Source organism: Pedobacter sp. PACM 27299, assembly GCF_001412655.1.
Taxonomy (GTDB): domain Bacteria; phylum Bacteroidota; class Bacteroidia; order Sphingobacteriales; family Sphingobacteriaceae; genus Pedobacter.
In genome coordinates, this window is sequence record NZ_CP012996.1 from 1004471 (window position 1) to 1028001 (window position 23531).

The following is a 23531-nucleotide window of genomic DNA, read 5'->3' on the forward strand; positions in this document are numbered from 1 at the left end:
GGGCATCCAGAAGGCTATGTTGAATATTCTATTGATTTATCTGTTACCTATTTTTCATCCGTTCTACGTAAGTGTAACGGAGATTACACAGGATCCCAAATCAAAAGTGCTGCAAATCAGTGTACGTGTGTTTTTTGACGACCTTGAAAAAGCGCTGGACCATCAGTATAAAGAAAAGGTAAATATTTTGAAGCCCGTAGACCGTAAAAAAGTTGATTTACTCCTGGCTGATTATATCAGGAAGCACCTGCAGCTTAAAGTCAATCAGCAAAATTTGAGTTTTAAGTACCTGGGTTATGAGATCGAAGAAGATGCCGCATGGTGTTACTTTGAAAGTCCTGCCCTTCCAGCCATTAAAAATATCGAGGTTAAAAATGACCTGCTCTTTGCCGAGCATGAATCCCAGTCTAACATGATCCATGTTACGGTGAACGGGAAAAGAAAAAGTACCAAACTAGACAATCCTAAAAGTTCGGCCAGCCTGTTTTTTTAATCAACTGCTCATTTTGTGTTTTTTATATTTTTTCAGGAAAGATAGCCCGATGGTTTAACTTCTGATTAATCCTGGATTTTACGGGATTTAGACTTTATTTTGTCCTTTTATTGCTTTGCCTCCCTTTTACTTTTGTTTTGCTGCAATCAAAAGAGGAGCAAAACAATAGCAAAAGAAAAGTAAAACAATAGCAAAACAGATAGCGGTCTAAAGCCCGTTTTATTCCAGGTTTCCTGAGGCCTATTTACCTTGTTTTTGTTTAACTCCCGACACGCTTTCTTGTTTTTTTTAAAATGCTATCTCTGATCTTTTAGAAATATTGCTGGAAATTTGTATTTCTTGAAATGCGTGTCTTGTTAATTTTATGGAGCTCCAGCTTATCTAAATTAAATACAGGTCATAAAAAAAGGAGATCCATTGGATCTCCTTTTAAAATATCGGAATAGCAGTGCTATTATTGGTATTGTATGTAAAGCGGCACTGGTTTTAGCTTCAATAACTCTTCCGGAGTCATCAATCTGTTTGGTGCTTTTTTCAAGTCATTCTTATAGAACAATTTAAATCCTGTGAATTGAACTGGTTCAGGGAAGATAAAGTGACGGTAAGTTCCGATTTTAAGATCCGGTTCACCCCATCCATCCATGTGCATCACTATTTGAACTTCCGGACGAAGTTTAATGTTCTTATAGTTCGTCACCATTTTACGGGTGAAACGGTGAACTACAAATACTTTTGGAGGAAGGTTGTATTTTTTTACCAGGTTAGCCAGGTATTCGGATACATAGTTAATGTCTGCAGCATCATAAGTGCCAATTTTCTTTCCTGGTTTACTGCCATCTTTCATAGAGAATTCCGGATCAATCCCTAAATGTACCTGAGGCATTTGCAGGTATTTTTCTAGTCTTGGCAATTCTTTTTGAATGCTGCTTAAGCCTACCTGAATATCTAAAAATACAATTGCATTCTGCATTTTAGCAATAGCTAGAACGGAGTCAATCTGTTTATCACCCATACGGTTAATGTACATTCCGTCTTTTCCTGGTGTACCACTTGCTACAGAAGCAATGTAATGCACACCTGGCTGTACCGGCGTACTTGGATCTGCCTTTTCCCAATGTTTAACTTCTTTGTTTAAGCGGCTCCACATTTCTTTAGGAGCATATTCACCTAATGCACCCATTTTTTTAGAATGTAAGTTTCCGTAATAAACAACAATACGTTTAAATGGCAGTATAGCACCTGCTAATGGATATGGTCCTTTTCTTAGTCCCCAGTTTCCTGTGGTATCGCCATTGGCCATTTTACGAACCAGGGCATTGTATTTTGCAGTATCTACCGGTTCGCGTACTGAGCCTATTTCAGGCTCTGGGGTAGCTAAGGTATCTCCATTGGCAGTAACCGCCTTTGTCTTATCGTTCGTTTTCTTTGCGTCAGAAGTGCAGCTAATGAATACACCTAGCGATGCCATTCCTATCAAAACTCTTCCTGCTAACTGAGGTATTTTCATATAAGGGTAATTGTTTTTTAAAGATAAATATTGTTACAAGTATAACACTCTTTAAAGTAATAAAAAAGCGGTTTGATAAAGCAGGCTGCTATTATTTATTAGTCTCGTTAGAATTATTCTAAATAATATTTGGAATAATTCTAAATAAGTCCTTATACTTGTAGCACTATTTGAAATGATTCTAAATAATTGAATAATGAAACGATTGCTGTTACTTCCTATTTTACTTCTTTTTCTCTTCATTACAGTGAATGCTCAGGAAAAAGGTGGATTTATCTCTGGAAAAGTAAATACAGCAGATGGCAGGCCAGCTGGAAACGTATTGGTTTTTATCAGAGGCTTGAAAAGTATTGCTTATACTACTGCTGAAGGAACCTTTAAAATATTTTCTCCACAGGGCACACAAGTATTGGTTGTTCAAACGGCTACCAAAAAACAACTGGAACAGTCAGTTACGGTAATGGCCAATCAGTCGCAGGAAATTCCTGCAGTCCGCTTAAAAGAAAATTCTTACGAACTTAACGAAGTAGTGATTACTGGTCAGTACGAACCACAATCCTTACGAAATTCTGTTTATAATGTCCGCACGATTAGCAGTGAAATGATCCGTTTACGGGGGGCAACAGAGTTGAAGAACATATTAAGTACCGAGTTGGGCATCCGCTTTATGACAGATCGGCCAACCGGAATCAGCAGTCCTGAGTTAATGGGTGTATCTGGTGCAGGGATTAAAATCCTGCTGGATGGTGTCCCGATGATGGATCGTGGTACAGGTAAAGAAAGTTTGGGACAGATTGATATCAACACTGTAGAGCGTATCGAAATTGTAGAAGGTCCAATGTCTGTGATTTACGGAACAGATGCCATGGCTGGTGTGATCAACATCATTACCAAAAGAGGCAGACAAGATCATTTTTCAGTAACCGCCAGAGTTCAGGAAGAAACTGCGGGCAAAGAATATGATGCCTTTGATGGAAAAGGAACACATAATGAGTTCCTGGGTTTCAACTGGCAGAAAAACGGCTGGAATGTGGCCGCTTCCGGAAGCCGTAATAATTTTGGTGGCTGGCAAGGAAATAAAACCGGTCGTGAACAGGAATGGTTGCCTAAAAATCAATGGCTGACCTCGGCAGCTGCCGGATATAAAAATGGAAAATTCGATTTATGGTACCGCTTCAATGGAGCTGATGAGAGTTTGAAGCTTTTAGGCCCAATGACCAATTCACCTAAAGTATCGGATAAAGAATACATTTCTAAACGCTGGTTCCACCAATTACAGGGATCTGTATTGGTAAATGATAAGCTGAGCATCGATGCTGCCGCCGCTTATACAGACTATAGCCGCCGGACTTTATCAACGGATTTGGAACTGGCTACAGGCAAAGAAACATTGTCTTTAGAACAGGGCGCACAAGATCTGGATGAATTGGGCACAGTGTTCTTTAGAGGTACTGTTCAGTATAAAATATCGCCGGAAATGATTTTACAGCCAGGTATTGAATATAACAGAAATTCTGGTCAGGGCGGCAGGATTAGCGGATCACCAGTGATCAATGATTATTCATTTTTCTTGTCCACACAATGGCAGGTAAATGAAGCCATTCAATTGAAACCTGGTTTCAGGCTGACTAAAAACTCCATCTATAAAGCGCCTCCAATTATTCCTTCCTTACATTCAAAAATCAGATTGAATAAAGACCTTGACCTTCGTTTATCGTATGCACGAGGCTTTAGGGCACCTATGCTTAGAGAGCTTTATTTTTACTACAAAGATGCCAACCACGACATCGCCGGTAACCTGGACCTGAAAGCAGAATACTCCAATAGTTTTCATGGCTCTCTTGCCTGGGCTGTAAAAACGACTCCAGATCTGCGCTTCAATACGATTGTGAGTGGCTTTTTTAACGACTATAAAAACAAAATTGATCTAGGACTAGTGGAAGGAACCACGAATGTAAATACCTACCTCAACATTGCTAAAAATAAAACTGCTGGCGGGGAATGGAACAATACCCTGTACTGGAAAGGCTTACAGGCAAGTTTAGGATTTGCTTATATCGGCCAATACAATATGTATTCGGAAGAAAAAGAGCAATTGGGTGATACTCCGAAATATGTATGGACGCCAGAAATTAATTCCAATATCTCTTATCTCGTACCAAAAATCAATACGAATATCAGTTTGTTCTATAAGTTCACTGGCGAGAAATCGACCTATATATTAAGCCAGGGTACCGGCGGTACTACTGCAAGGCTATCGAAAATGGCTGCTTTTCATATCGCAGACCTGACTTTAAATAAAACCATTAATAAATACCTGAGCATTAACGGAGGAGTAAGAAACCTGTTAGATGTGACCAGAATCCGCGCTACTGGTGTAGAAGAGGGTGCACATACGAATGATGGCAGCAATCCATTTGGCTATGGACGTTCTTACTTCCTGGGATTAACAATGAACTGGGCTAAAAAATAAACCAATTAAAAATAAAAATATTATGAAAAAAGTTTTCCATTTCCTTTTGATGATCTCCCTGATGGCAACGGCGGTTTCCTGCAAAAAGTCGGATCCACCATTGCCAGATAATACGATCAATTTTGAAGCTGCCAAGCAAGGTTTAGAGGCTGCAGCTTCAGAAGCAGTTTTGAAAATCAACCTAGCCAGAGCAGCAGATGCTGCTGTAGCGGTAACGGTTAATCTTCAAGGAACTGGTTTAACTTACGGAACAGAATATACCACTGAGCCAGCAGCAACTTCAAATACTTTGACATTGAGCATTCCAGCTGGTTCAACCAGTGTTTCATTTAAAGTGAAAAAAGTAGCCAATGCCATACTAAATGGAACAGAAACCATTGCCTTTACTATTGGCGCTGCCGGAAGTCCAGCAGTAATGGGCAGTACAGTGAAAACAGAACTGGCTTTCTCTTCAATTACTTCTGAAGGATCTCAATTGACGCTGAAAGGAATTTTCGGAACTGAGGCTGGAAGCAGTGCATTAAATTCAGTGTATGTTGATTTAAGCAGCAACTCAATGGTCAATGTGAAAAGAGATGCATGGGTGCTTGGTTTTGCTTCCGGAGCTGATTTCAGAGTAAGATTGAACAATACCAATGGAACTTCAGCAATCAAACTAGCGGCTAAAACCGATCTGAATACCGTAACTGCTTCGGATGTAGTATTGGATGACCTGGCTATTGCCTTAGGTACCTCTGAATCTGCTACAGACCATCCGTTTGTGAATATCGACAATGTTTATGGTGATGTGACTAAAGATGTGATTGCCAATGTTTCTGCGACTGATGCAGACAATAAAGTATATATCGTAAATCCTTCCGGAGGCAGTCATATTTCAGTATTGTCATTAGACAACTTATTGAAAATTCGTGTGCTGAGAAAAGGAACAGGATATACCTTACAGTATGCGAAATTGAAAGAAACCACTTTCAAAACGATTGATCTGGTTAAAGATGCAGCAAATAACTATGTGTTTGTTGATTTTAGCGATGTGGCGAAAGTAGTGAACGTAGAGCCTGCAAAAGCGAAATGGGATCTGGTTTGGACCTGGTCTATCTATTATGGAGCAGCAGGGGCAACGACTTATCCTTACGGCTTCTCTGATATTGTTTTTGTAAACAATGTGGGTGGTGTTCAGGCTGCACAGGTGGCGACAAGCACTGTGACTTTTGCCAACTATAAAGAAAGCAACATTGCAACGACGACTTTCAAAGCAGATCGTAATGTTATTGGTTCAGACTGGCGTTCTACCAGTCCTGCAACAGGAGTTAAATCGGACCGTTTCTATGTGATTAAAGACGGTTCAGGAAATGTATATAAACTGAGATTCATCTCAATGGGTGCTGGTGATGGCGGTAAACGCGGTGAGCCAGTGATTGAGTATGTACTCGTTAAGAAGGGCTAAAATTTGGTTAGTTTAGGTTGTAGGAAGCTTCCGGTGGATGCCGGAAGCTCACCTTTTTTCGTAGCTCATTCAGATTTTAAAAAGAAAAATATGAAATATAAACTGATTATTTTGTGCTGTAGCGTATGGGCACTGAGTGCCTGTAATGCCGGTGCAGACAAAAAAACATCCGATCAGCAGCTGGATAGTGTCAAAATTGTTTCCCTAAATGGAACGATTTCTGAGATTGTTGCCGGCCTTGGTCTGGAGAAAAATATTGTAGGGACAGATATCACCAGCAATTATCCGGAGAGCCTGAAAAGCAAGCCTAAAGTAGGACACAACCGGAGAATTAATGCAGAAGGTGTATTATCCCTACAACCAAATATCGTAATAGGCATGGCGAAAGAAATGAGCCCGCAGCTGGCTACGCAGTTTAAAGCAGCAGGAATCCGATTGATCCTTTTCGATCAGGAGTTTACTGCAGAAGGCACAAAAAAGTTGATCCATGCGGTGGCAGATAGCCTTCAGTATACGGCAAAAGCGGATTCACTGGCGAAAGCCTTTGAAACGCAATTGGCCGAAGCGCAAGCGCATGTCAATAACACTAAAAAACCTAAAGTGCTGTTCATTTATGCCCGTGGTACGGGAACAATGATGGTTGGCGGTACAGGAACACCGGTAGAAAAGGTGATTGAAATGGCCGGCGGTGTGAACGCCATCACTGAATTTGAAGAATACAAGCCTTTAACTTCTGAGGCATTGGTGAAAGCAAATCCTGATGTGCTGTTGTTATTTGACGACGGATTAGAAAGTTTAGGAGGTATTCCAGGACTGTTAAAAGTGCAGGGGGTAGCCGAAACCAATGCAGGAAAGAATAAAAGAATAGTAACTATGCAAGGTGAAATGCTGACCAGTTTCGGTCCGCGATTAGGCCAGGCGGTAACTTCATTAGCAGAAAAGATAAAGTGATCAAAAAAACAGGATATATTCTTTTGAGTTTAACCATCGTTTTAATTTTAACGATGGTCATTTCGTCTTGTGTGGGGGCGGTGCCCATTAGTTTTTCTGAATTAATGTCCATCATTGCTTACCATACCGGGCTTTCCGGACATCAGAATTTTGAGTCTCAGCAGGCAGCGGTATTTTTAAACCTGCGCTTGCCAAGGGTGATGCTGGGGGTGTTGATTGGTGCTGCGCTTGGGATTTCCGGTGCTGCTATTCAAGGGCTTTTCAGAAATCCATTGGCAGAACCCGGATTGATTGGTATTTCCTCAGGGGCTACGCTGTTTGCGGTCGTGATGATCGTACTGGAAACTAAAATATTTAAACAATTAACTGGAGTGCTTGGGTTTTACGCTTTGTCGGTAGCAGCATTTATTGGTGCAGCATTAACTACGATGCTGGTGTATCGCATTGCGATGAGAAACGGAAAAACGATCATCACCACTTTGTTGTTGGGTGGAATAGCGATCAATGCCCTGGCAGGAGCATTTACCGGACTCTTAACCTATATGGCTACAGACGCGCAGCTCCGCAACATTACATTTTGGAGTCTGGGCAGTTTAGGTGGTGCAAGCTGGCCAACAGTAACTGCTTTATTGCCTTTTGTATTGATCCCGATATTGGGCTTGCCTTTTTTGTCTAAATCCTTAAATGCACTGGCATTGGGTGAAGCTCAGGCGATGCACATGGGTGTAAATGTGAAGGTGGTAAAGATATTGGTGATTGGTCTGGCTACGATGGCCGTTGGTGCTTCGGTAGCAGTGGCAGGAATTATCGCCTTTATCGGGCTGATTATTCCACATATTTTAAGAATGATGTTTACTGCCGATCATCGCCTGGTTATTCCAGGATCGGCTTTGCTGGGTGCAGCTTTGCTTACCCTTGCGGATTTAATTGCAAGAACAGTAGTTGCACCAGCAGAATTGCCAATAGGCATACTGACTGCTATGATTGGTGCTCCTGTATTTATTTATATCATCATTACGGAAAGAAATAAAACGAACCCATAAATGATCAAGGTAAGAGAACTGAGTTTTAAGGTAGGGAATAAAAAGTTATTGGATAACCTGAGCTTTGACGCCCATAAAGGGGAGTTGCTGGCCATATTAGGAGCCAATGGCGCTGGAAAAAGCACATTGATGAAATTGCTTTGTAAAGAGATCCGCCCTTCTTCAGGAACGATTTCGATCAATGATAAAGCTTTAAATGATTACCGTCTGGAAGACCTGGCAAAAACACGTGCGGTATTGTCGCAGCACAATACTTTGTCGGTTTCTTTTCAGGTGAATGAGCTGGTTTTAATGGGGCGTTACCCTCATTTTAAGCAAAAGCCTACGGAAGAAGATTTCAAGATTGTCCGCGAGGCGATGGAGGAAACAGGGATTACCCATCTGGCTTCCAGAGATTACAACACGCTTTCCGGTGGAGAGCAGCAAAGGGTACAGCTGGCCCGGGTGATTGCACAGATTTACGACAGTCCGAATGCCTGTTTGTTTTTAGATGAGCCCACCAATGGCCTGGATTTATTGTACCAGCAGCAGATTATGGAGCTGGCCAGGAAATTAGCTGACCGCGGTTATTGTGTGGTTTGTATCCTGCATGATATTAATTTTGCTTCCCGTTTTGCAGACCGTATCATGATGCTGAAGCAGGGAAAAAAGGTGGCCGAAGGCTTACCAATAGAAGTGATCAATTGTGAAAATATACACGAAACCTTCAGTATAAAAGTTAAACTGATGGAATGTGAAGGTTATAACTGTCCGCTGGTTGTACCAGCAACGATATTAAAGTAAGAATTATGGAAAAGACATTAGATTTAAAACAGCAATGGGAAGCTTTCAAAGTTGAAAATCCTAAACTAAGAATCAGAGATGCGGCCAGAGCATTAGGCACTGCCGAAGCAGCGCTAATTGCCACCACGGTAGGCGATACCGCCATCCGGTTAAAAGATGAATTCCCTGAAATCCTTCAAGGTGTAGAAGCTTTAGGAAAGGTAATGGCTTTAACACGTAATGACAATTGCGTACACGAACGTAAAGGAGTGTATCATAAAGTGACTTTCCGTGGCTCCATGGGCCTTGCCGTAAATCCTGATATTGACCTGAGGTTGTTCATGAGTCAATGGGCTTCTGGTTTTGCTGTAAATGAAAACAATAGGAAAAGTCTGCAATTCTTTGGGAAAGATGGAGAGGCAGTACATAAAATATACCTGACAGCAGATAGTCTGGAGCCTGCTTATGAGGAGCTAGTGGCTAAATATACGGCTGAAGATCAAAAAACACCAGTAGCAATCAGCGCTGCAAAAGTTCCTGTTGCTGAATTACCAGATGCAGAAATTGAAGTGGAAGTTTTCCAGAAAGCATGGCTGGCATTGGAAGATACACATGATTTTCATGGCCTTTTGAAAACTTATACCGTAACCAGGACTCAGGCCCTGCGTTTGGCTCCGGAAGGTCATGCCTTCTCGATTACCTTAGATTCTTTGAAATCTATATTACATAAAGCGTCGGAAACTGACTTGCAAATTATGGTATTTACCGGTAGTGCAGGATGTATTCAGATCCATACAGGTTTGGTAAAGAAATTAGTAGAAACAGGTCCATGGTTCAATGTATTGGATCCTGATTTTAACCTGCATTTAAGAATGGATGCGATTGATTCGATCTGGTTGGTTAAAAAGCCAACAAAAGACGGTATTGTAACCAGTATTGAAGTTTTTGACCATAAAGGTGAAATCATCGTTCAGTTTTTCGGAAAGCGTAAACCAGGCATTCCAGAAGATGAAAACTGGAGATTTATTGCAAATGAACTGGCTGTAGTCAGCTAAAGAACTATCCCCTTCCTCATTGGGTTGCTTGGGTTTAGGTGTGTTTAAAGCGTCGGATTAGGCCCCGACGCTTTGTTTTTTATGGCTGAGGTGTGCTTACTTGCCGAAATGATTGAACTTTCCGAAAACACCCAATGGCAATTTAATGCCAGAGGTAGCTTGTAAGAACAATTCTCCAGTCTCCAGGTTTTGAACCTGTGGAAAGGAAGTTTTGATCAGGTTTTCTACAATCACAGAAGAGAATCCTAAAGAGTAGGTATTTAAGATTAAGAAGTGTTCTTCTTCATCCAATAGCTGCACTACATCCTGCATCATCTCCTGAATATGGTCTTCCAGTTTCCATTTCTCGCCATTTGGTCCATGACCAAATGCTGGTGGATCTAAGATGATACCATTGTATTTTTTACCGCGTTTCAGTTCTCTTTTTACAAACTTCAAAGCATCTTCTACTACCCAGCGTACATCTTTAAGGTTGGAAAGCTCCTGGTTTTCATTGGCCCAGTTCACTACCTGTTTGATAGAATCTACGTGAGTCGTATCTGCACCTGCTGCTTTCGCGATCAATGATGCTGCACCAGTATAAGCGAAAAGGTTCAATACTTTAGGTACTGGTGTTTTAAACTTCTTCACGCAGGAAGAGATATAATCCCAGTTTACTGCTTGCTCTGGGAATACCCCTACATGTTTGAATGAGGTTAAACCTAAACGAAGGTTGATGTTCACTTCATCGTTTTTATAGTTTACATTCCAGCGATCCGGAAGGTGTGCAGAGGTTTTTGTCCATTCGCCGGTTGTGGCCGAGCGACCTTTGAACCGGATATGGGTTAATTTTTTCCATTCTTGTTCAGACATCATCTTTTTCCATACAGCCTGAGGTTCAGGTCTGCATAAGATCAGGTTTCCAAAGCGTTCTAATTTTTCAAAATCACCACAATCAATCAACTCGTAATCTTTCCAGTGTGTGGGTGTTAACAGGCTTATCATAAAAATATGGGTATTAAAATTTGTCTTTTGCAGCTTTCATAAAGCGGCTGGCAAAAACAAAATCATTTAGTTCTTGAATGTCAGTATGGGCGATCTCTTTATTGGATCCTTCCCAGAATTTTTTTCCTTCGTGTAAGAATAGAATGTAATCTCCAATTCCCATTACGGAGTTCATGTCGTGTGTCACGACCACAGTGGTGGTATTGTATTCTTCGGTCAGCTCTTTAATCAGCTCATCGATCACGATAGATGTTTTTGGATCCAGACCAGAGTTGGGTTCATCCACAAACAAATATTTAGGGTTCATAGCGATTGCTCTTGCGATCCCTACTCTTTTTTTCATACCTCCGGAAAGTTCCGCAGGAAATAAGGCGTTTTTGCCAACCAGATTTACCCTTTCCAGACAGAAGTTTACGCGATCGAGCTTTTCAGAACGTGCCTGGTCTGTGAACATATTTAAAGGGAACATGATGTTCTCTTCCACTGTCATGGAATCAAAAAGTGCGGATCCCTGAAACAGCATGCCGATTTCTTTTCGGATCTCAATCTTTTCCTCAAAGTTCATGGTGGTGAACTCACGTCCATCATATTCTACACTTCCTTTTTCAGGATGGTGTAAGCCTATCATACACTTTAATAAGGTGGTTTTTCCGGAACCGGAACCCCCGATGATCAGGTTGGTTACTCCGGGTTTAAATGTGGCCGAAATCCCTTTTAGAACATCATTGCTGCCGAATGATTTGTAAATATCTTTGATTTCGATCATAGTAATAATTGGGTTACGATGTAATCACAAGCTAAAATAGTAATACAGCTCACTACAACCGCTCTGGTACTTGCCTGAGCGACTTCCAGAGCGCCGCCTTTTACGTAAAAACCTTCATAAGCAGGAACAGATGTAATGATAAAGCCAAATACAAAAGCTTTAACCAGGGCTACTACAATAGTGTAAGGGTTGAAGTCAGTAGTGATACCTTGAATATATTCAGCCGCAGAAACTGCACCTGATAATGTACCACCAATAAATCCACCGCCGATACTCAATACCATCGAGATGATGACCAATAGGGGAACCATCGTAATTCCGGCAAGGATCTTTGGTAAGATCAGGTATCCTGGAGAGTTGATGCCCATAATTTCTAAGGCGTCAATCTGCTCACTTACGCGCATGGTACCAATCTCTGAGGAGATGGCGGAGCCGATTTTTCCGGCCAGTACAATTGCGGTAATCGTTGGGCTAAGTTCCAGAATACTGGAGTCTCTGTTTACAGAACCGATAATGGTTTTAGGGATGAAATCGCTAACCAGCTGAAAGGCGATCTGTAAAGTCATTACTGCACCAATAAAGGTAGAGATGATAGAAATCAGACCGAGTGAGCCTACGCCGATAAAGTCCATTTGTTTGAAAATGGCCTTCATATATATGCTTAACTTCTCCGGCTTTCTGAAAACAGCCTTTAATAAGAGTATGTATCTGCCAAAATTGGTGAAATTCATTTAATGAAAAATTAGCTATGGTAATAATGCAATATTACTACAAAGAAACAACAAAAATTGTTGGGTCATTGCTTTATTTATTAAATAAATATTTCGTTTACTGCTCGTTTAGTGCGAGTTTAAGTGTGATAAGGCCTATATACTATAGGGCATTTTATGTAATATTGCTGACAAATTTATAGGAGATGAACGCTGTAATTACAGGAGCTACCAAAGGAATTGGAAAAGCGATTGCCATTAAACTGGCTGAAAAGGGGTACAATATTGCGATATGTGCAAGGAATGCCGCTGAATTGGAGGCTTTTAGCACTGAATTGACTGCTTTCGGAATTCAGGTATTCAGCTTTGCTGCAGACCTTGGGATTAAAGAAGAGGTTTCTGACTTTTGCAAGGCTGTTAATAAGTGCTTTTCCGAAGTTTCGGTATTGGTCAACAATGCAGGGGTATATTTGCCGGGGGTGCTGCTGGAGGAGGCCGATGATGCCTTTGAGAAACAGTTGAATCTGAACCTCTTGGCACCTTATTATCTTTCTAAATACTTCGGCAAAATCATGTCTGATCAACACTCAGGGCATATTTTTAATATCTGCTCGGTAGCCAGTAAAGAAATCGTGCCAAATGCAGGTAGCTACAGTGTAACTAAATCAGCCTTGCTTAGTCTTAATGATGTATGCCGGGAGGAGTTATCGAAGTATAATGTTAAAGTGACGGCAATTTTGCCAGGTTCCACCTTAACGTCTTCATGGGAAGGGACAGCAATCCCTGCGGAGCGTTTTGTGCAGCCGGAAGATATTGCAAATACAATATACAGTATTTTAAACCTAAGTGCCGGTGTAAATGTTGATGAAGTAACCTTAAAGCCGTTACAGTTTTAAAGAAAAATATAAATAAGAAAAGGAGGATAGAATTATGGAAAAGCGATTATTTAGAAATGAACACGATAAAGTTTTAGCTGGTGTTTCCTCGGGAATTGCGGAGTATATGGAGGTTGATGTAACCATTATCAGACTATTGTTTGTGCTATCGACCATATTTTTGGTGGGTACAGGGGTATTGGTGTACATTGTGATGTGGATTATTGTTCCTGTAAATAATGACCCTACAAAACGGTTCTCCAAATTCAACGACTTTTTTAAAGGACAGCCCAATAATCCTTTTAGTACGCCAGGGAGTTTTTCACAAGCTCCGCCAGCACCAAAACCAGAGCAGCCGGCTTCATCAAGCAGCTGGACTTCATCTACAATAAATGAAGATCCATTTAACTTTGGTGCTAAAGCTGAAGATTTGAATAAAGTATTCCCGAAAACAAATAATGAAACCGGGAGAACAGTAGGGGGCTTGTTCCTGCTGGTGATCGGGATTTACTTCCTGATGAATGAGTTTGATATCATCCCATTCTGGTTTAGCCTGGGTAAATTATGGCCATTGGTATTCGTGGCTATTGGTGCGAGTTTCATCATGAAAGGGAAGAATAAAAATGCCTGGGAAAATTGGAAAGAACAGCAGAGCAGGGGTTTTAATGGAGATGCAGCAGTAAATCCTGAAGCACCTGTAACTCCGGTTAATTCATGGCCTAGTGATTCGGCAGCACCTTCAACACCTGATGCAGGTACGGAAGGAACAGTGCCACCTGTAGACGACAGGTTTACCAAACGTGATCAATTGTAAGGATTTTTCATTTTATAAATTTAGACAGATGAAGACAGATAGAATAATGTGGGGTATCGTGCTGTTGTTTATAGGCGGCGTATTACTTCTGGAGAATTTTCATATTATTGATTTTTACTGGCGCAGTGTGATCCGCTTCTGGCCGATCTTCCTGATCATTGCAGGGGTAAACATCCTTTTTAGCAGGAATAAATCACAGGTTGGCGGGATTGTATCTATAGCCGTTTTAGTAGTCACCTTGTCAATGCTGTTCGTGAAAGGGCAGCAAAGACCAAATGATGGTCGAAATTGGCTGGGAGACGAGTTGAGTGCAGAAATCAATACCGATGAAAATGACAATGATAAAAAATATGAAGAGCTGAACTTCTCTGAGCCTTATACGGATAGTCTGGGTAAAAAGGTAGTGCTGAACATCTCTGGTGGAGGTACTTCTTTTGAACTGAAAGGTGCAACAGATAGCCTGCTGCAGGCACGTGTACAGAAAAAAGCAGGTGAGTTTTCGCTGAGTAAAAGTACGACAGATAGTTCCACCACGGTTACTTTCAAAATGAAAGGTAAAGGATGGAGCATGAATGACGGAGGAAATGATGTAGACTTTCATTTGAATAAAAATCCGGAATGGGACCTGCACATGAATATGGGTGCCGGAGAAGTGGATTTCGATTTTACCGATTATAAAGTGCGTAACTTTAACTTTGATGGTGGTGCTGCGGCATTGGACATTAAATTTGGCAGTCTGCTGCCAATCACTGATGTGAATGTGAAAACAGGGATTGCTGATGTAAAAATTAGTGTGCCAACAGAATCTGGCTGCAGGATAAAAACCAAAACCGGACTTTCAGCAAAGGATTTCACTGGATTTACAAAGCTGAAAGATGGTACTTATGAGACACCAAATTATGCCAGTTCAACCAACAAGATTTTTATTAATCTGGACGGTGGATTGAGTAACTTTGAAGTTAAACGTAATTAGTGCCGGAAATTAAAAGATGGTTTGCCATTTTTATCAATACTATATATATAAAATAATAAAGCATGGAAAAGGGGGGTAGCCCAGAATATACCGTTGTGATCAACGGAAAACCAACGGGGCCGTATGCTTTAGATATGCTGAAAACTTTGTCCATCCTCCCAGGAACATTTGTCAGGAAGCCTGGAATGGACGATTATAAAGAAGCTCAGGAGTTCGCAGAACTTCGTGAGCTTCTTGGTTTTACTTACACCAAGACCGCACCCCAGTATTTTGCTTCTTTTGACCAGCGCCTGCTGGCCAGTGTGATTGATTATTTTTTGATGACCATCGGCTACGCAGTTTTAGTGCTGATCAGCTTTGCTTTTATCTCGGAAAAAACAGAACGCATCGCTGCAATTGTTATCGGCTTGCCGCTGATCCCCATCGCCAAATTCTTCTATGGCAGCATCGCAGAAGCCGGAATTAAACAGGCAACACTCGGAAAGGCCTTGTTGAATATACAGGTGACAGATATCAAAGGAAACCGCATTAGCCTGGAGAAATCCTATGGAAGGAATGCCGCGAAAATTTTGTCGGTGCTTCCCGTTTTCTTTGGCTATCTGTATAGTTTCCTAAATCGGAAACAACAGTGTTTTCATGACCTGATTGCAGACACACTTGTGGTGAAGGATAGACTGATTTAACCAACATAATCTTTATCTTTGCTTCATATTTACATCGTAAGTTGATGTTGGTATCTTAAATTGATGGAAGAAGCAGCTGTTCAAAAAGAGTTAATTGGTGGGTATTGCAATAGTTTAACCCAATATTCTAGGTTTTTAACCCGTGAGGTGAACATCGGTGATGTGCCTATGGGTGGATTAAATCCAATCCGGATACAATCGATGACCACAACAGATACGATGGACACGATTGGTACTGTAGAACAAACCATCCGCATGGTAGAATCTGGCTGTGAATATGTACGTATTACAGCGCCAAGTATCAAAGAAGCGGAAAATCTAGCCAACATCAAGAAAGAACTGCGTTACCGTGGGTACCATGTACCCCTGGTTGCCGATATCCATTTTACACCAAATGCTGCAGAATCTGCAGCAAGGATTGTAGAGAAGGTAAGGGTAAACCCAGGTAATTACGCGGATAAGAAGAAATTTGAAAATATAGAATATACTCAGCAAGCCTATCAGGCAGAACTGGACAGGATCTATAAGAAGTTCATCCCCTTAGTGAAAATCTGTAAAGAGTATGGTACGGCCATGAGGATAGGTACCAATCACGGCTCTTTATCAGATCGGATCATGAGCCATTATGGTGATACCCCAAGAGGAATGGTAGAGTCGGCAATGGAGTTTATCCGCATGTGCGAGGCGCAAAACTATTATAACCTGGTGATTTCGATGAAAGCGAGTAACACGCAGGTGATGGTACAGGCTTACCGCTTACTCGTAGAAACGATGGTGAAAGAAGGGATGAATTATCCTTTACACCTCGGTGTAACTGAGGCCGGAGACGGCGAAGATGGCAGGATTAAATCGGCTGTAGGCATTGGTACTTTGCTGGAAGATGGTTTAGGAGATACAATCCGTGTTTCCCTGACTGAAGATCCTGAATTCGAAGCACCAGTAGCGAAAGCAATGGCTATGCGTTATGAAAAGAGAGCTTTAAATACTTCGCTAAGCCCGGAGCGCGAAAAAATCACCATCAAAAACCTGCCTTACCAACCCTATGAGTACAATCGAAGGGTGACTGCCCCTGTGCAGCATATCGGTGGGCATCATCATCCAATTGTGATGCTGGATGTATCAAAAGAAAATTTAAAAGATCCTTACTTCTTAACCGCTGTCGGGTATAAATATAGTGCAGGACTGGATAAATACAATATGGCAGATCAAGCTTGTGATCTTGTTTATCTGGGCGATGCACTTCCTTCATTTTCATTTCCTGGCAACCTGAAGCAAATCTATAATTACCATACCTGGTTAAATCTGAAAGATAAGCACAATAGTCACCCTTTAATGAGCCTTGCTGAATATCAGGAAGCCGTAGTAAAAGATGCACAGCTAAATCTGATCAGCGTGGATGCCAATCAGGAGGTAGACTTGTCGCTGTTGAAAGATAAAGATAACGTAGTATTGGTCTTGGAAACCACTGCCGATCATGGTACGGCCGCACAGCGCGCCTTCTTTATTCAGCTGTTAAATGATAAGATTCAGCTTCCGGTAATTATCAGAAGAAATTACCCAGAGTTGAATGCGGATGACTTAATGTTGTACGCTGCTACAGATACTGGGGCTCTGTTTACCGATGGTTTGGGCGATGGAATCTGGCTTACCGCCGCGGAATCTGTAGGTCTTGCATTGGTGAATTCTACCAGCTTTGGTATTTTACAAGCTACACGCACGAGGATTTCTAAAACAGAATATATCTCTTGTCCGAGTTGTGGACGTACACTGTTTGATCTTCAGGAAACAACACAACTGATTAGGTCGCGTACGGATCACTTGAAGGGAATCAAGATCGGTATCATGGGCTGTATCGTGAACGGTCCAGGTGAAATGGCTGATGCAGATTATGGTTACGTAGGAACAGGTCCAGGGAAAATTACACTTTATAGGGGTAAGGAAGTCGTTAAGAAAAACGTAAATGCAGACCGGGCGCTGGATGATTTGATAGATCTGATTAAAGAAGATGGTAACTGGGTGTATGTAAGTTAATTGTTGCTTTTTATTCCCGAAATTTTCATCATCTTAGGTGTATCAAAACCCAAAAGATGATGAAAAGAAATACATTGTTAGGATTAACCCTTTTTATAGGGTTTTTCAGCCTGAATGCGAACGCACAGGAGAAAAAGAAAGCAAGTCCGCCGGCAAACGTTAAGGAAACTACCAGTTCTGGAGTGACTATTGCCATTGATTATAGTCAGCCCTCTGTGAAAGGCAGAACAATTGGTGGAGAAATTGCGCCTTATGGTAAAGTATGGCGTACCGGTGCCAATGAAGCCACAACTTTTGAAGTCAGCAAAGACGTCAAAGTTGAAGGTAAAAATCTTCCCGCAGGTAAATATGGTTTGTACACGATTCCCGGAGAAAAGGAATGGACGATTATTTTTAATAAAACCTGGAAACAATGGGGAACAAATTATGCGGAAGCAGATGATGCTTTACGCGTAACTGTTAAACCGGAAAAATCTTCGACGTTCACGGAACAGATGACATTCAAAATTGACAAATCAGGTAAGGTGACGTTGCTATGGGGAGACAAATCGGTTTCTTTCCGTGTGAAATAAAGGTTTAAAAAAGAGGCTGATGATTCAAAGGCTGGAACCTTTGCCCGAAGAGGGCAAAATTCCTAGGCCTTTTCTTTCATCAGCCTCTTTTTTATTTGAGGTCCGTTGGGAGGTGATTGCAAAGAGAGATTTTGAACCTTGATTGCTTGCTAGGTTGAACCTTTTTGTTTTACTTGATTTGGACCTAGATTACTTTTTTTACTGAGTTTAAACCTAAGTTGTTTATTGAGGTTGGACCTTTTTGTTTTACTTGATTTGGACCTTGATTACTTTTTTACTGAGTTTAAACCTTAGTTATTTATTGAGGTTGGACCTTTTTTTTACTTGATTTGGACCTTGATTAATTTTTTTACTGAGTTTAAACCTTAGTTATTTATTGAGGTTGGACCTTTTTGTTTTACTTGATTTGGACCTTGATTACTTTTTTTACTGAGTTTAAACCTTAGTTATTTATTGAGGTTGAACCTTTTTGTTTTACTTGATTTGGACCTTGATTACTTTTTTTACTGAGTTTAAACCTTAGTTGTTTATTGAGGTTGAACCTTTTTGTTTTACTTGATTTGGACCTAGATTACTTGCGTTTTAGGAATTCAAGGCTCTTGTCGCAGGCTTCTTGTAAGTGTTTTGGCAGTTCTGTTTCCTGATAGGGATGACTGGCGCCAAATACATGGTTTGCTCCTTCAATTTTTTGAATTTCGGCTTTTAGTTGCTTCTGCGCTAGTTCTTGCGCGACACTGAATTTGACATTTACATCTTCATCACCATGTAGGATGAGCCAGGGGATTTTTACTCGCGCTGCGGCTTGGATAATGTTAAATGATTCTTTATTGGAGTTGAAATCTTGTAGCAATGTACTGTTTAAAGGCATCTTCTCTTTTGTTCTTGCATTTTCTACGTAGATTTTGCCAGTTTTTACCCATTCTTTTTCCTGTTCTGGTTTCCATAAACTGGAGAAATCGGCAATCGCTGCCCAGGTGATGAGCTTGGTAATTCTTGGATCTTTTGCTGCTTGCAGTATGACTAATCCGCCCCCTCTGCTATGACCGATGAGGTAGATGTTTTTTGGGTGATAGGTTTGTTCCATGTAGTTGATCACAGTGTTTAAATCTGCCAGCTCCATGCTGATCGTATTGGACGCAAATGCTTCCATATCTGTCACATCATTTGGCTTTTCCGGACTAACTCCGCTGTGCGACAGGTTAAATTTGAGATAAGGATACCCGTTTTTTGCAAAATATCGGGCAACAAGGTGATGCGCTCCCCAATCTTTAAAGCCTTTAAAGCCGTGAACGAAAATTATAATGGACGAATTTTGCTGCTGATCATCAACGGTATAATCACCAATTATGGGCTTCCCTGATGAGGCGGTTAGGCTAAATTGCTCGTTTTTAATCATGTAAGTGTGTTTTATTGTTTTACATCCTCTATAACAAAATTAAAGAAAAGATGTTTCTATAGCTTAGGTTTATTTGGAATCGTTTTAAATAGCTCTTAATTACTCCATAATGACAGTGAAATAAGCTTCGGTTGTTACTTTTGTTACACTAAAAATAAACAGAGTACGACATTTTGGAATATTTAAAAATCATTGCTTTTACGCATAAACATATTGACCTAAAAGCATTGGGTAAATTGGTGATATGTGAGCAGACATTAGACGACAGATTGAGGAACATTCAATCGGAGTTAGATGTTAAAGAAATATTCTACATCGGGACCTGCAACAGGGTTGAATTTGTGTTTACTTCTGCGCATCATCTGGACAAAGCTTTTATTACACGCTTCCTTACGGTATTGAATATGGGCTTGCCTGAAGAATACATGGATAAGTTTGTTGAAAACGTTGTGGTGTATGAACAAATAGCCGCTTTTAATCATTTATTACGTACTTCCTGCTCTTTAGAGAGTTTGGTCGTAGGAGAGAAAGAAATTCTTGCTCAGGTGCGGAAAGCTTATGAAGCTTGTCGCGTGGCAGGATTTACTGCGGATTATATGCGCATGATTATGAATAGGGTGGTGAAAACGGCGAAAGAAGTTTATACCCATACCAATATTTCTAAAAATCCGGTTTCAGTGGTATCTCTGGCTTATCGCAAATTGCGTGACCTGAAAATTGTCAGCAATTCAAGACTGCTAATTATCGGTGCGGGTGAGACCAATAAAAATATCGCTCAGTACCTTAAAAAACATAAATATTCCAACTTCTCGATTTTCAACAGAACAATTGAAAATGCAGAGGTATTGGCTAAAGAATTAAATGGGACAGCCTACCCGCTGTCTGAACTGGAAAACTTCAGCCAGGGATTTGATGTGATCATCACTTGTACAGGTGCTACTGAGCCCATCATCACAAAAGAAATCTATACAAAACTTCTAAATGGGGAAACTGGCAAAAAGATCATAGTCGATTTAGCTATTCCTAATGATACCGCTCCAGAAGTGGTCGCAGAATTCCCAATTCATTTTATAGAAGTCGAATCTCTGAAAGAGATTGCACGCAAAAATATTCAGGAACGTTATGATGAGCTGGTAAATGCCGAGCACATCATAGAAGAAAATATCAAGGACTTTGAATTGGTATTACGTCAGCGCAAGATAGAGATTGCAATGAGTAGTGTTCCTCAGAAAATCAAGGAAATTAAGCATACTGCTATCAATGGTGTCTTTGCCGAAGAGATCAGCGGTCTTGATGAAAACTCAAGATTGGTGTTGGAAAAAGTGATGAATTACATGGAAAAAAAATGTATCAGCATTCCAATGGTCATGGCAAAGGAGATATTGGTAAAGAATAGCTAGATTTGCCCAAAAAATAGCATTAACGTGAAAAGACTTATTATCGGTACGAGAGGTAGCGACCTGGCTTTATGGCAGGCCAATTTTATTAAGGATAGACTTGCAGAGATTGGTGCCGAAGCCGAACTAAAGATCATCAAAACTCAAGGAGACAAAATTCTAAACCTTAGGCTGGATAAGCTGGAAGGCAAAGGTTTTTTTACCAAAGAGCTGGAAGAAGAGCTTTTAGGTGGTACCATTGATATAGCCGTACACTCCCATAAAGATTTACCAACTACACACCCTGCTGGTTTAACCATTGCAGCGGTAACAGAGCGTGAGGATCCCTCAGAGCTGTTATTGATCCTGAAAGATTGTGTAGACATCAAGCAAAAACTCTCCCTGAAAACAGGAGCAATGGTGGGTACTTCTTCCAACAGACGTAAAGCGCAAATGCTTTCCCTTCGCGCTGACCTGAATATTGAAGATTTAAGAGGTAATGTGCCTACAAGGATTCAAAAGTTAAGAGATGAAGATTATGATGCAATTTTATTGGCGAAAGCTGGTGTAAATCGTCTAAATATCGACCTTTCAGAATTCCATGTAGAAGTAGTAGATACTACTGAATTAGTTCCAGCCCCTGCACAAGGCGCTTTAGCCATCCAGATCAGAGAAAATGATCATGAGCTGGCGGAATTATTGAAAAAACTAAACCATCAGGAAACGATCGATGCCATTGGTGTAGAACGTAAGGTGTTGAACCTTTTTGAAGGTGGCTGTCACATGCCTTTGGGATGTTACTGCAAAAAAGAAGATGGAATGTATGAAATCTGGACTTCCAAAGCGGAAACTGATGAACATTTCCCTGACCGTTTCTTTTGTCGCGAGGAAAGCCTGGAAGGTGTAGCCGAAAAGATTGTTGCTAAATTTAGTACTGATAGGAAATTACCTGCAAAGGTGTTTATCTCCAGAGAAATTGGTGAACATAGCTATTTTAGAAAAGCATTAGAAAAACATAATATTGAAATTGAAGGCAGATCATTGATCCGTACGTTCCCAATCGTAACCGTATTGGATCCTTTCTACCTGAAACACCTCAACTGGATTTTCTTTAGCAGCCGCAATAGCGTGGAATATTTCTTCGCATTGAAACCTTTATTGCCTAAACATGTGAAATTTGGCGTAGCAGGAAGAGGTTCTGAAGATTCATTGAGAAAAGCCGGATACCTGGCAGACTATGTAGGTGAAGGTGGTGATATTGATGAGGTAGCTGAGATTTTCGCCAAATTGGTAGCAGGACAAACTGTATTGTTCCCAAGAGCACAGGATTCATTACAGAGCATACAAAAAGCGTTAACACCGGATACGAAAGTGGTGGATCTGCCAATTTATGAGACTGTAATTGAAGAAGAGGTAGACCAGACGTATGCAGAGGTGCTGATCTTTACCAGCCCTTCTAATGTTGATGCTTATTTTGTAGAAAACTTATTAGAACCGGGACAGCAGGTTATTGCCATCGGAAATTCTACAGGAAAGAAATTTGATGAGATGGGCGTAACCTATACTCAGCCTTATTCTCCTGATGAGATCGGATTGGCAGAAGCAGTATTCGGAATAGATATAAAACAATAAAAGTAAATTTAATATGGTGCACCGTCCGCGTAGATTGAGAAAGAATCCTTTAGTGAGGGAAATGGTAGCTGAAACGAGGTTATCTAAAGACATGTTCATTTTTCCATACTTTGTAGTACCAGGAAAAAATGTAGTACATCCTTTAGGAGCAATGCCAGGCATCAGCCATTTTTCTGAAGATACTTTATTGAAGGATGTGGAAAAGGGATTAAAGCTAGGTGTAAACAAGATCATGCTTTTTGGTGTAGGTGATGAGAAATCTGAAGATGCCGCATCAGCATATCATGATCATTCACTGGTTCCTTCGGCAGTTCGCCTGTTAAAGAAAAACTTTGGAGAAGATTTGTACGTCGTAACTGATGTTTGCGTTTGTTCTTATACCACTCATGGTCATTGTGGGATTATGAAGGACGATTACGTTCAGAACGATCCTACAGTGGAAGTGATTGCTAAAATGGGATTGGCACATGCGGAAGCAGGTGCAGATATGCTGGCACCGTCAGATATGATGGATGGCAGGATCTCCGCAATGAGACATTTATTGGATGGACAGGGTTTTGTAAACACGGCAATCATGTCGCACGCTACAAAATTTGCTTCTGCTTATTACGGTCCTTTCCGTGAAGCGGCAGATTGTGCGCCTAGTAAAGGCGACAGAAAAGCTTATCAGATGGACTTTAGAAACGGTAACGAAGCGCTTAGAGAGGCTTTACTGGATGAAAGTGAAGGCGCAGATGTATTGATGGTGAAGCCAGCTTTGGCTTACCTGGATGTAATGCACAACCTGAAACAGCATACAGATTTGCCGATTGCTTGTTATAACGTGTCGGGAGAATACTCAATGGTGAAGGCGGCTGCGGAAAAAGGATGGATTGATGAGCAGAAAGTAGTGATGGAAACCATGCATGCCTTTGCGCGTGCAGGTGCAAGTATCATTACTACTTATCACATCAGGGATATGGTTGAAAAGAATTGGTTGTAAGTAAAAAAA

The 23531-nt window shown here is 40.9% G+C and carries 21 protein-coding genes; 16 read left to right on the forward strand and 5 right to left on the reverse strand.

The features are described 5' to 3' along the window. Positions 1-16: 16 nt before the first annotated feature. Complete coding sequence (locus tag AQ505_RS04190) at positions 17-493, forward strand: DUF6702 family protein (protein ID WP_062547016.1); 477 nt, start codon at positions 17-19, stop codon at positions 491-493. A gap of 454 nt (positions 494-947) precedes the next feature. On the opposite strand, the gene AQ505_RS04195 is transcribed toward AQ505_RS04190, so the two are convergent. After that, positions 948-2000: a hypothetical protein gene (locus AQ505_RS04195; RefSeq protein ID WP_062547017.1), complete on the reverse strand. Its 1053-nt coding sequence runs from the start codon at positions 1998-2000 to the stop codon at positions 948-950. A 196-nt stretch (positions 2001-2196) separates the two neighbouring features. Between AQ505_RS04195 and AQ505_RS04200 the strand changes: the two genes are divergently transcribed. The 6 genes from AQ505_RS04200 to AQ505_RS04225 all read left to right on the forward strand — a co-directional run bounded on the left by AQ505_RS04200 (position 2197) and on the right by AQ505_RS04225 (position 9728). Next, positions 2197-4473, forward strand: coding sequence for a TonB-dependent receptor (locus tag AQ505_RS04200; RefSeq protein WP_082461419.1), 2277 nt, complete (start codon positions 2197-2199; stop codon positions 4471-4473). A gap of 22 nt (positions 4474-4495) precedes the next feature. After that, positions 4496-5917 (forward strand): HmuY family protein, encoded by a 1422-nt coding sequence (locus AQ505_RS04205; protein ID WP_062547018.1) that lies wholly within the window; start codon positions 4496-4498, stop codon positions 5915-5917. Positions 5918-6007: 90 nt separating this feature from the next. Then, positions 6008-6868: a heme/hemin ABC transporter substrate-binding protein gene (locus AQ505_RS04210; RefSeq protein ID WP_062550879.1), complete on the forward strand. Its 861-nt coding sequence runs from the start codon at positions 6008-6010 to the stop codon at positions 6866-6868. Beyond that, positions 6865-7911 carry a FecCD family ABC transporter permease gene (locus tag AQ505_RS04215; RefSeq protein ID WP_231635019.1) on the forward strand — a complete coding sequence of 349 codons (1047 nt, stop codon included), beginning with the start codon at positions 6865-6867 and terminating at the stop codon, positions 7909-7911. Before AQ505_RS04210 ends, AQ505_RS04215 begins: the two co-directional genes overlap by 4 nt. Next, the gene (locus tag AQ505_RS04220) at positions 7912-8694 is read left to right on the forward strand and encodes a heme ABC transporter ATP-binding protein (RefSeq protein WP_062547019.1); all 783 of its coding nucleotides are present in this window, start codon (positions 7912-7914) and stop codon (positions 8692-8694) included. It abuts the gene before it with no gap. Between the two features lie 5 nt (positions 8695-8699). Continuing rightward, complete coding sequence (locus AQ505_RS04225; protein WP_062547020.1) at positions 8700-9728, forward strand: hemin-degrading factor; 1029 nt, start codon at positions 8700-8702, stop codon at positions 9726-9728. A gap of 96 nt (positions 9729-9824) precedes the next feature. Here the strand turns inward: AQ505_RS04225 and AQ505_RS04230 are convergent, their stop codons facing one another. Genes AQ505_RS04230 through AQ505_RS04240 form a run of 3 tightly spaced genes read right to left on the reverse strand, consistent with a single transcriptional unit; the run spans position 9825 to position 12209 of the window. Further along, a complete protein-coding gene (locus AQ505_RS04230; RefSeq protein WP_062547021.1) occupies positions 9825-10712 on the reverse strand; it encodes a class I SAM-dependent methyltransferase in 888 nt (295 codons plus the stop codon). 13 nt (positions 10713-10725) lie between these two features. Continuing rightward, entirely contained in the window at positions 10726-11478 is a 753-nt protein-coding gene (locus tag AQ505_RS04235) for an ABC transporter ATP-binding protein (RefSeq protein ID WP_062547022.1), read from the reverse strand. Beyond that, positions 11475-12209, reverse strand: a complete 735-nt coding sequence (locus AQ505_RS04240; protein WP_062547023.1) for an MlaE family ABC transporter permease — start codon at positions 12207-12209, stop codon at positions 11475-11477. Before AQ505_RS04240 ends, AQ505_RS04235 begins: the two co-directional genes overlap by 4 nt. A gap of 185 nt (positions 12210-12394) precedes the next feature. Here AQ505_RS04240 and AQ505_RS04245 point away from each other — a divergent pair, with 185 nt between their 5' ends. The 6 genes from AQ505_RS04245 (at position 12395) to AQ505_RS04270 (ending at position 18136) form a co-directional block, all read left to right on the forward strand. After that, positions 12395-13084, forward strand: coding sequence for an SDR family oxidoreductase (locus tag AQ505_RS04245; protein WP_062547024.1), 690 nt, complete (start codon positions 12395-12397; stop codon positions 13082-13084). 34 nt (positions 13085-13118) lie between these two features. Next, entirely contained in the window at positions 13119-13877 is a 759-nt protein-coding gene (locus AQ505_RS04250) for a PspC domain-containing protein (RefSeq protein WP_062547025.1), read from the forward strand. Between the two features lie 28 nt (positions 13878-13905). Next, positions 13906-14850 (forward strand): LiaF transmembrane domain-containing protein, encoded by a 945-nt coding sequence (locus AQ505_RS04255; RefSeq protein ID WP_062547026.1) that lies wholly within the window; start codon positions 13906-13908, stop codon positions 14848-14850. A gap of 62 nt (positions 14851-14912) precedes the next feature. Further along, entirely contained in the window at positions 14913-15533 is a 621-nt protein-coding gene (locus tag AQ505_RS04260; protein ID WP_062547027.1) for an RDD family protein, read from the forward strand. A gap of 63 nt (positions 15534-15596) precedes the next feature. After that, entirely contained in the window at positions 15597-17564 is a 1968-nt protein-coding gene (gene ispG, locus AQ505_RS04265; RefSeq protein ID WP_062547028.1) for a (E)-4-hydroxy-3-methylbut-2-enyl-diphosphate synthase, read from the forward strand. Between the two features lie 59 nt (positions 17565-17623). After that, on the forward strand, positions 17624-18136 hold the full coding sequence (locus tag AQ505_RS04270; RefSeq protein ID WP_062550880.1) for a DUF2911 domain-containing protein: 513 nt from the start codon (positions 17624-17626) through the stop codon (positions 18134-18136). 571 nt (positions 18137-18707) lie between these two features. Here the strand turns inward: AQ505_RS04270 and AQ505_RS04275 are convergent. Continuing rightward, positions 18708-19532 (reverse strand): alpha/beta hydrolase family protein, encoded by an 825-nt coding sequence (locus AQ505_RS04275; protein ID WP_062547029.1) that lies wholly within the window; start codon positions 19530-19532, stop codon positions 18708-18710. Between the two features lie 173 nt (positions 19533-19705). Between AQ505_RS04275 and hemA the strand changes: the two genes are divergently transcribed. From hemA to hemB, 3 genes are read left to right on the forward strand one after another with little or no spacing between them, the layout of a single operon-like run. Continuing rightward, entirely contained in the window at positions 19706-20932 is a 1227-nt protein-coding gene (hemA, locus tag AQ505_RS04280) for a glutamyl-tRNA reductase (protein ID WP_062547030.1), read from the forward strand. A 24-nt stretch (positions 20933-20956) separates the two neighbouring features. Further along, complete coding sequence (gene hemC / locus AQ505_RS04285; protein ID WP_197286294.1) at positions 20957-22540, forward strand: hydroxymethylbilane synthase; 1584 nt, start codon at positions 20957-20959, stop codon at positions 22538-22540. A gap of 13 nt (positions 22541-22553) precedes the next feature. Continuing rightward, positions 22554-23522, forward strand: a complete 969-nt coding sequence (hemB, locus tag AQ505_RS04290; RefSeq protein WP_062547032.1) for a porphobilinogen synthase — start codon at positions 22554-22556, stop codon at positions 23520-23522. Positions 23523-23531: the final 9 nt, after the last annotated feature.

Coding starts and splice junctions, on each gene's coding strand:
- AQ505_RS04190 (WP_062547016.1), top strand. CDS start 17: ATGTTGAATATTCTATTGATTTATCTGTTACCTATTTTTCATCCGTTC.
- AQ505_RS04195 (WP_062547017.1), bottom strand. CDS start 2,000: ATGAAAATACCTCAGTTAGCAGGAAGAGTTTTGATAGGAATGGCATCG.
- AQ505_RS04200 (WP_082461419.1), top strand. CDS start 2,197: ATGAAACGATTGCTGTTACTTCCTATTTTACTTCTTTTTCTCTTCATT.
- AQ505_RS04205 (WP_062547018.1), top strand. CDS start 4,496: ATGAAAAAAGTTTTCCATTTCCTTTTGATGATCTCCCTGATGGCAACG.
- AQ505_RS04210 (WP_062550879.1), top strand. CDS start 6,008: ATGAAATATAAACTGATTATTTTGTGCTGTAGCGTATGGGCACTGAGT.
- AQ505_RS04220 (WP_062547019.1), top strand. CDS start 7,912: ATGATCAAGGTAAGAGAACTGAGTTTTAAGGTAGGGAATAAAAAGTTA.
- AQ505_RS04225 (WP_062547020.1), top strand. CDS start 8,700: ATGGAAAAGACATTAGATTTAAAACAGCAATGGGAAGCTTTCAAAGTT.
- AQ505_RS04230 (WP_062547021.1), bottom strand. CDS start 10,712: ATGATAAGCCTGTTAACACCCACACACTGGAAAGATTACGAGTTGATT.
- AQ505_RS04235 (WP_062547022.1), bottom strand. CDS start 11,478: ATGATCGAAATCAAAGATATTTACAAATCATTCGGCAGCAATGATGTT.
- AQ505_RS04240 (WP_062547023.1), bottom strand. CDS start 12,209: ATGAATTTCACCAATTTTGGCAGATACATACTCTTATTAAAGGCTGTT.
- AQ505_RS04245 (WP_062547024.1), top strand. CDS start 12,395: ATGAACGCTGTAATTACAGGAGCTACCAAAGGAATTGGAAAAGCGATT.
- AQ505_RS04250 (WP_062547025.1), top strand. CDS start 13,119: ATGGAAAAGCGATTATTTAGAAATGAACACGATAAAGTTTTAGCTGGT.
- AQ505_RS04255 (WP_062547026.1), top strand. CDS start 13,906: ATGAAGACAGATAGAATAATGTGGGGTATCGTGCTGTTGTTTATAGGC.
- AQ505_RS04260 (WP_062547027.1), top strand. CDS start 14,913: ATGGAAAAGGGGGGTAGCCCAGAATATACCGTTGTGATCAACGGAAAA.
- ispG (WP_062547028.1), top strand. CDS start 15,597: ATGGAAGAAGCAGCTGTTCAAAAAGAGTTAATTGGTGGGTATTGCAAT.
- AQ505_RS04270 (WP_062550880.1), top strand. CDS start 17,624: ATGAAAAGAAATACATTGTTAGGATTAACCCTTTTTATAGGGTTTTTC.
- AQ505_RS04275 (WP_062547029.1), bottom strand. CDS start 19,532: ATGATTAAAAACGAGCAATTTAGCCTAACCGCCTCATCAGGGAAGCCC.
- hemB (WP_062547032.1), top strand. CDS start 22,554: ATGGTGCACCGTCCGCGTAGATTGAGAAAGAATCCTTTAGTGAGGGAA.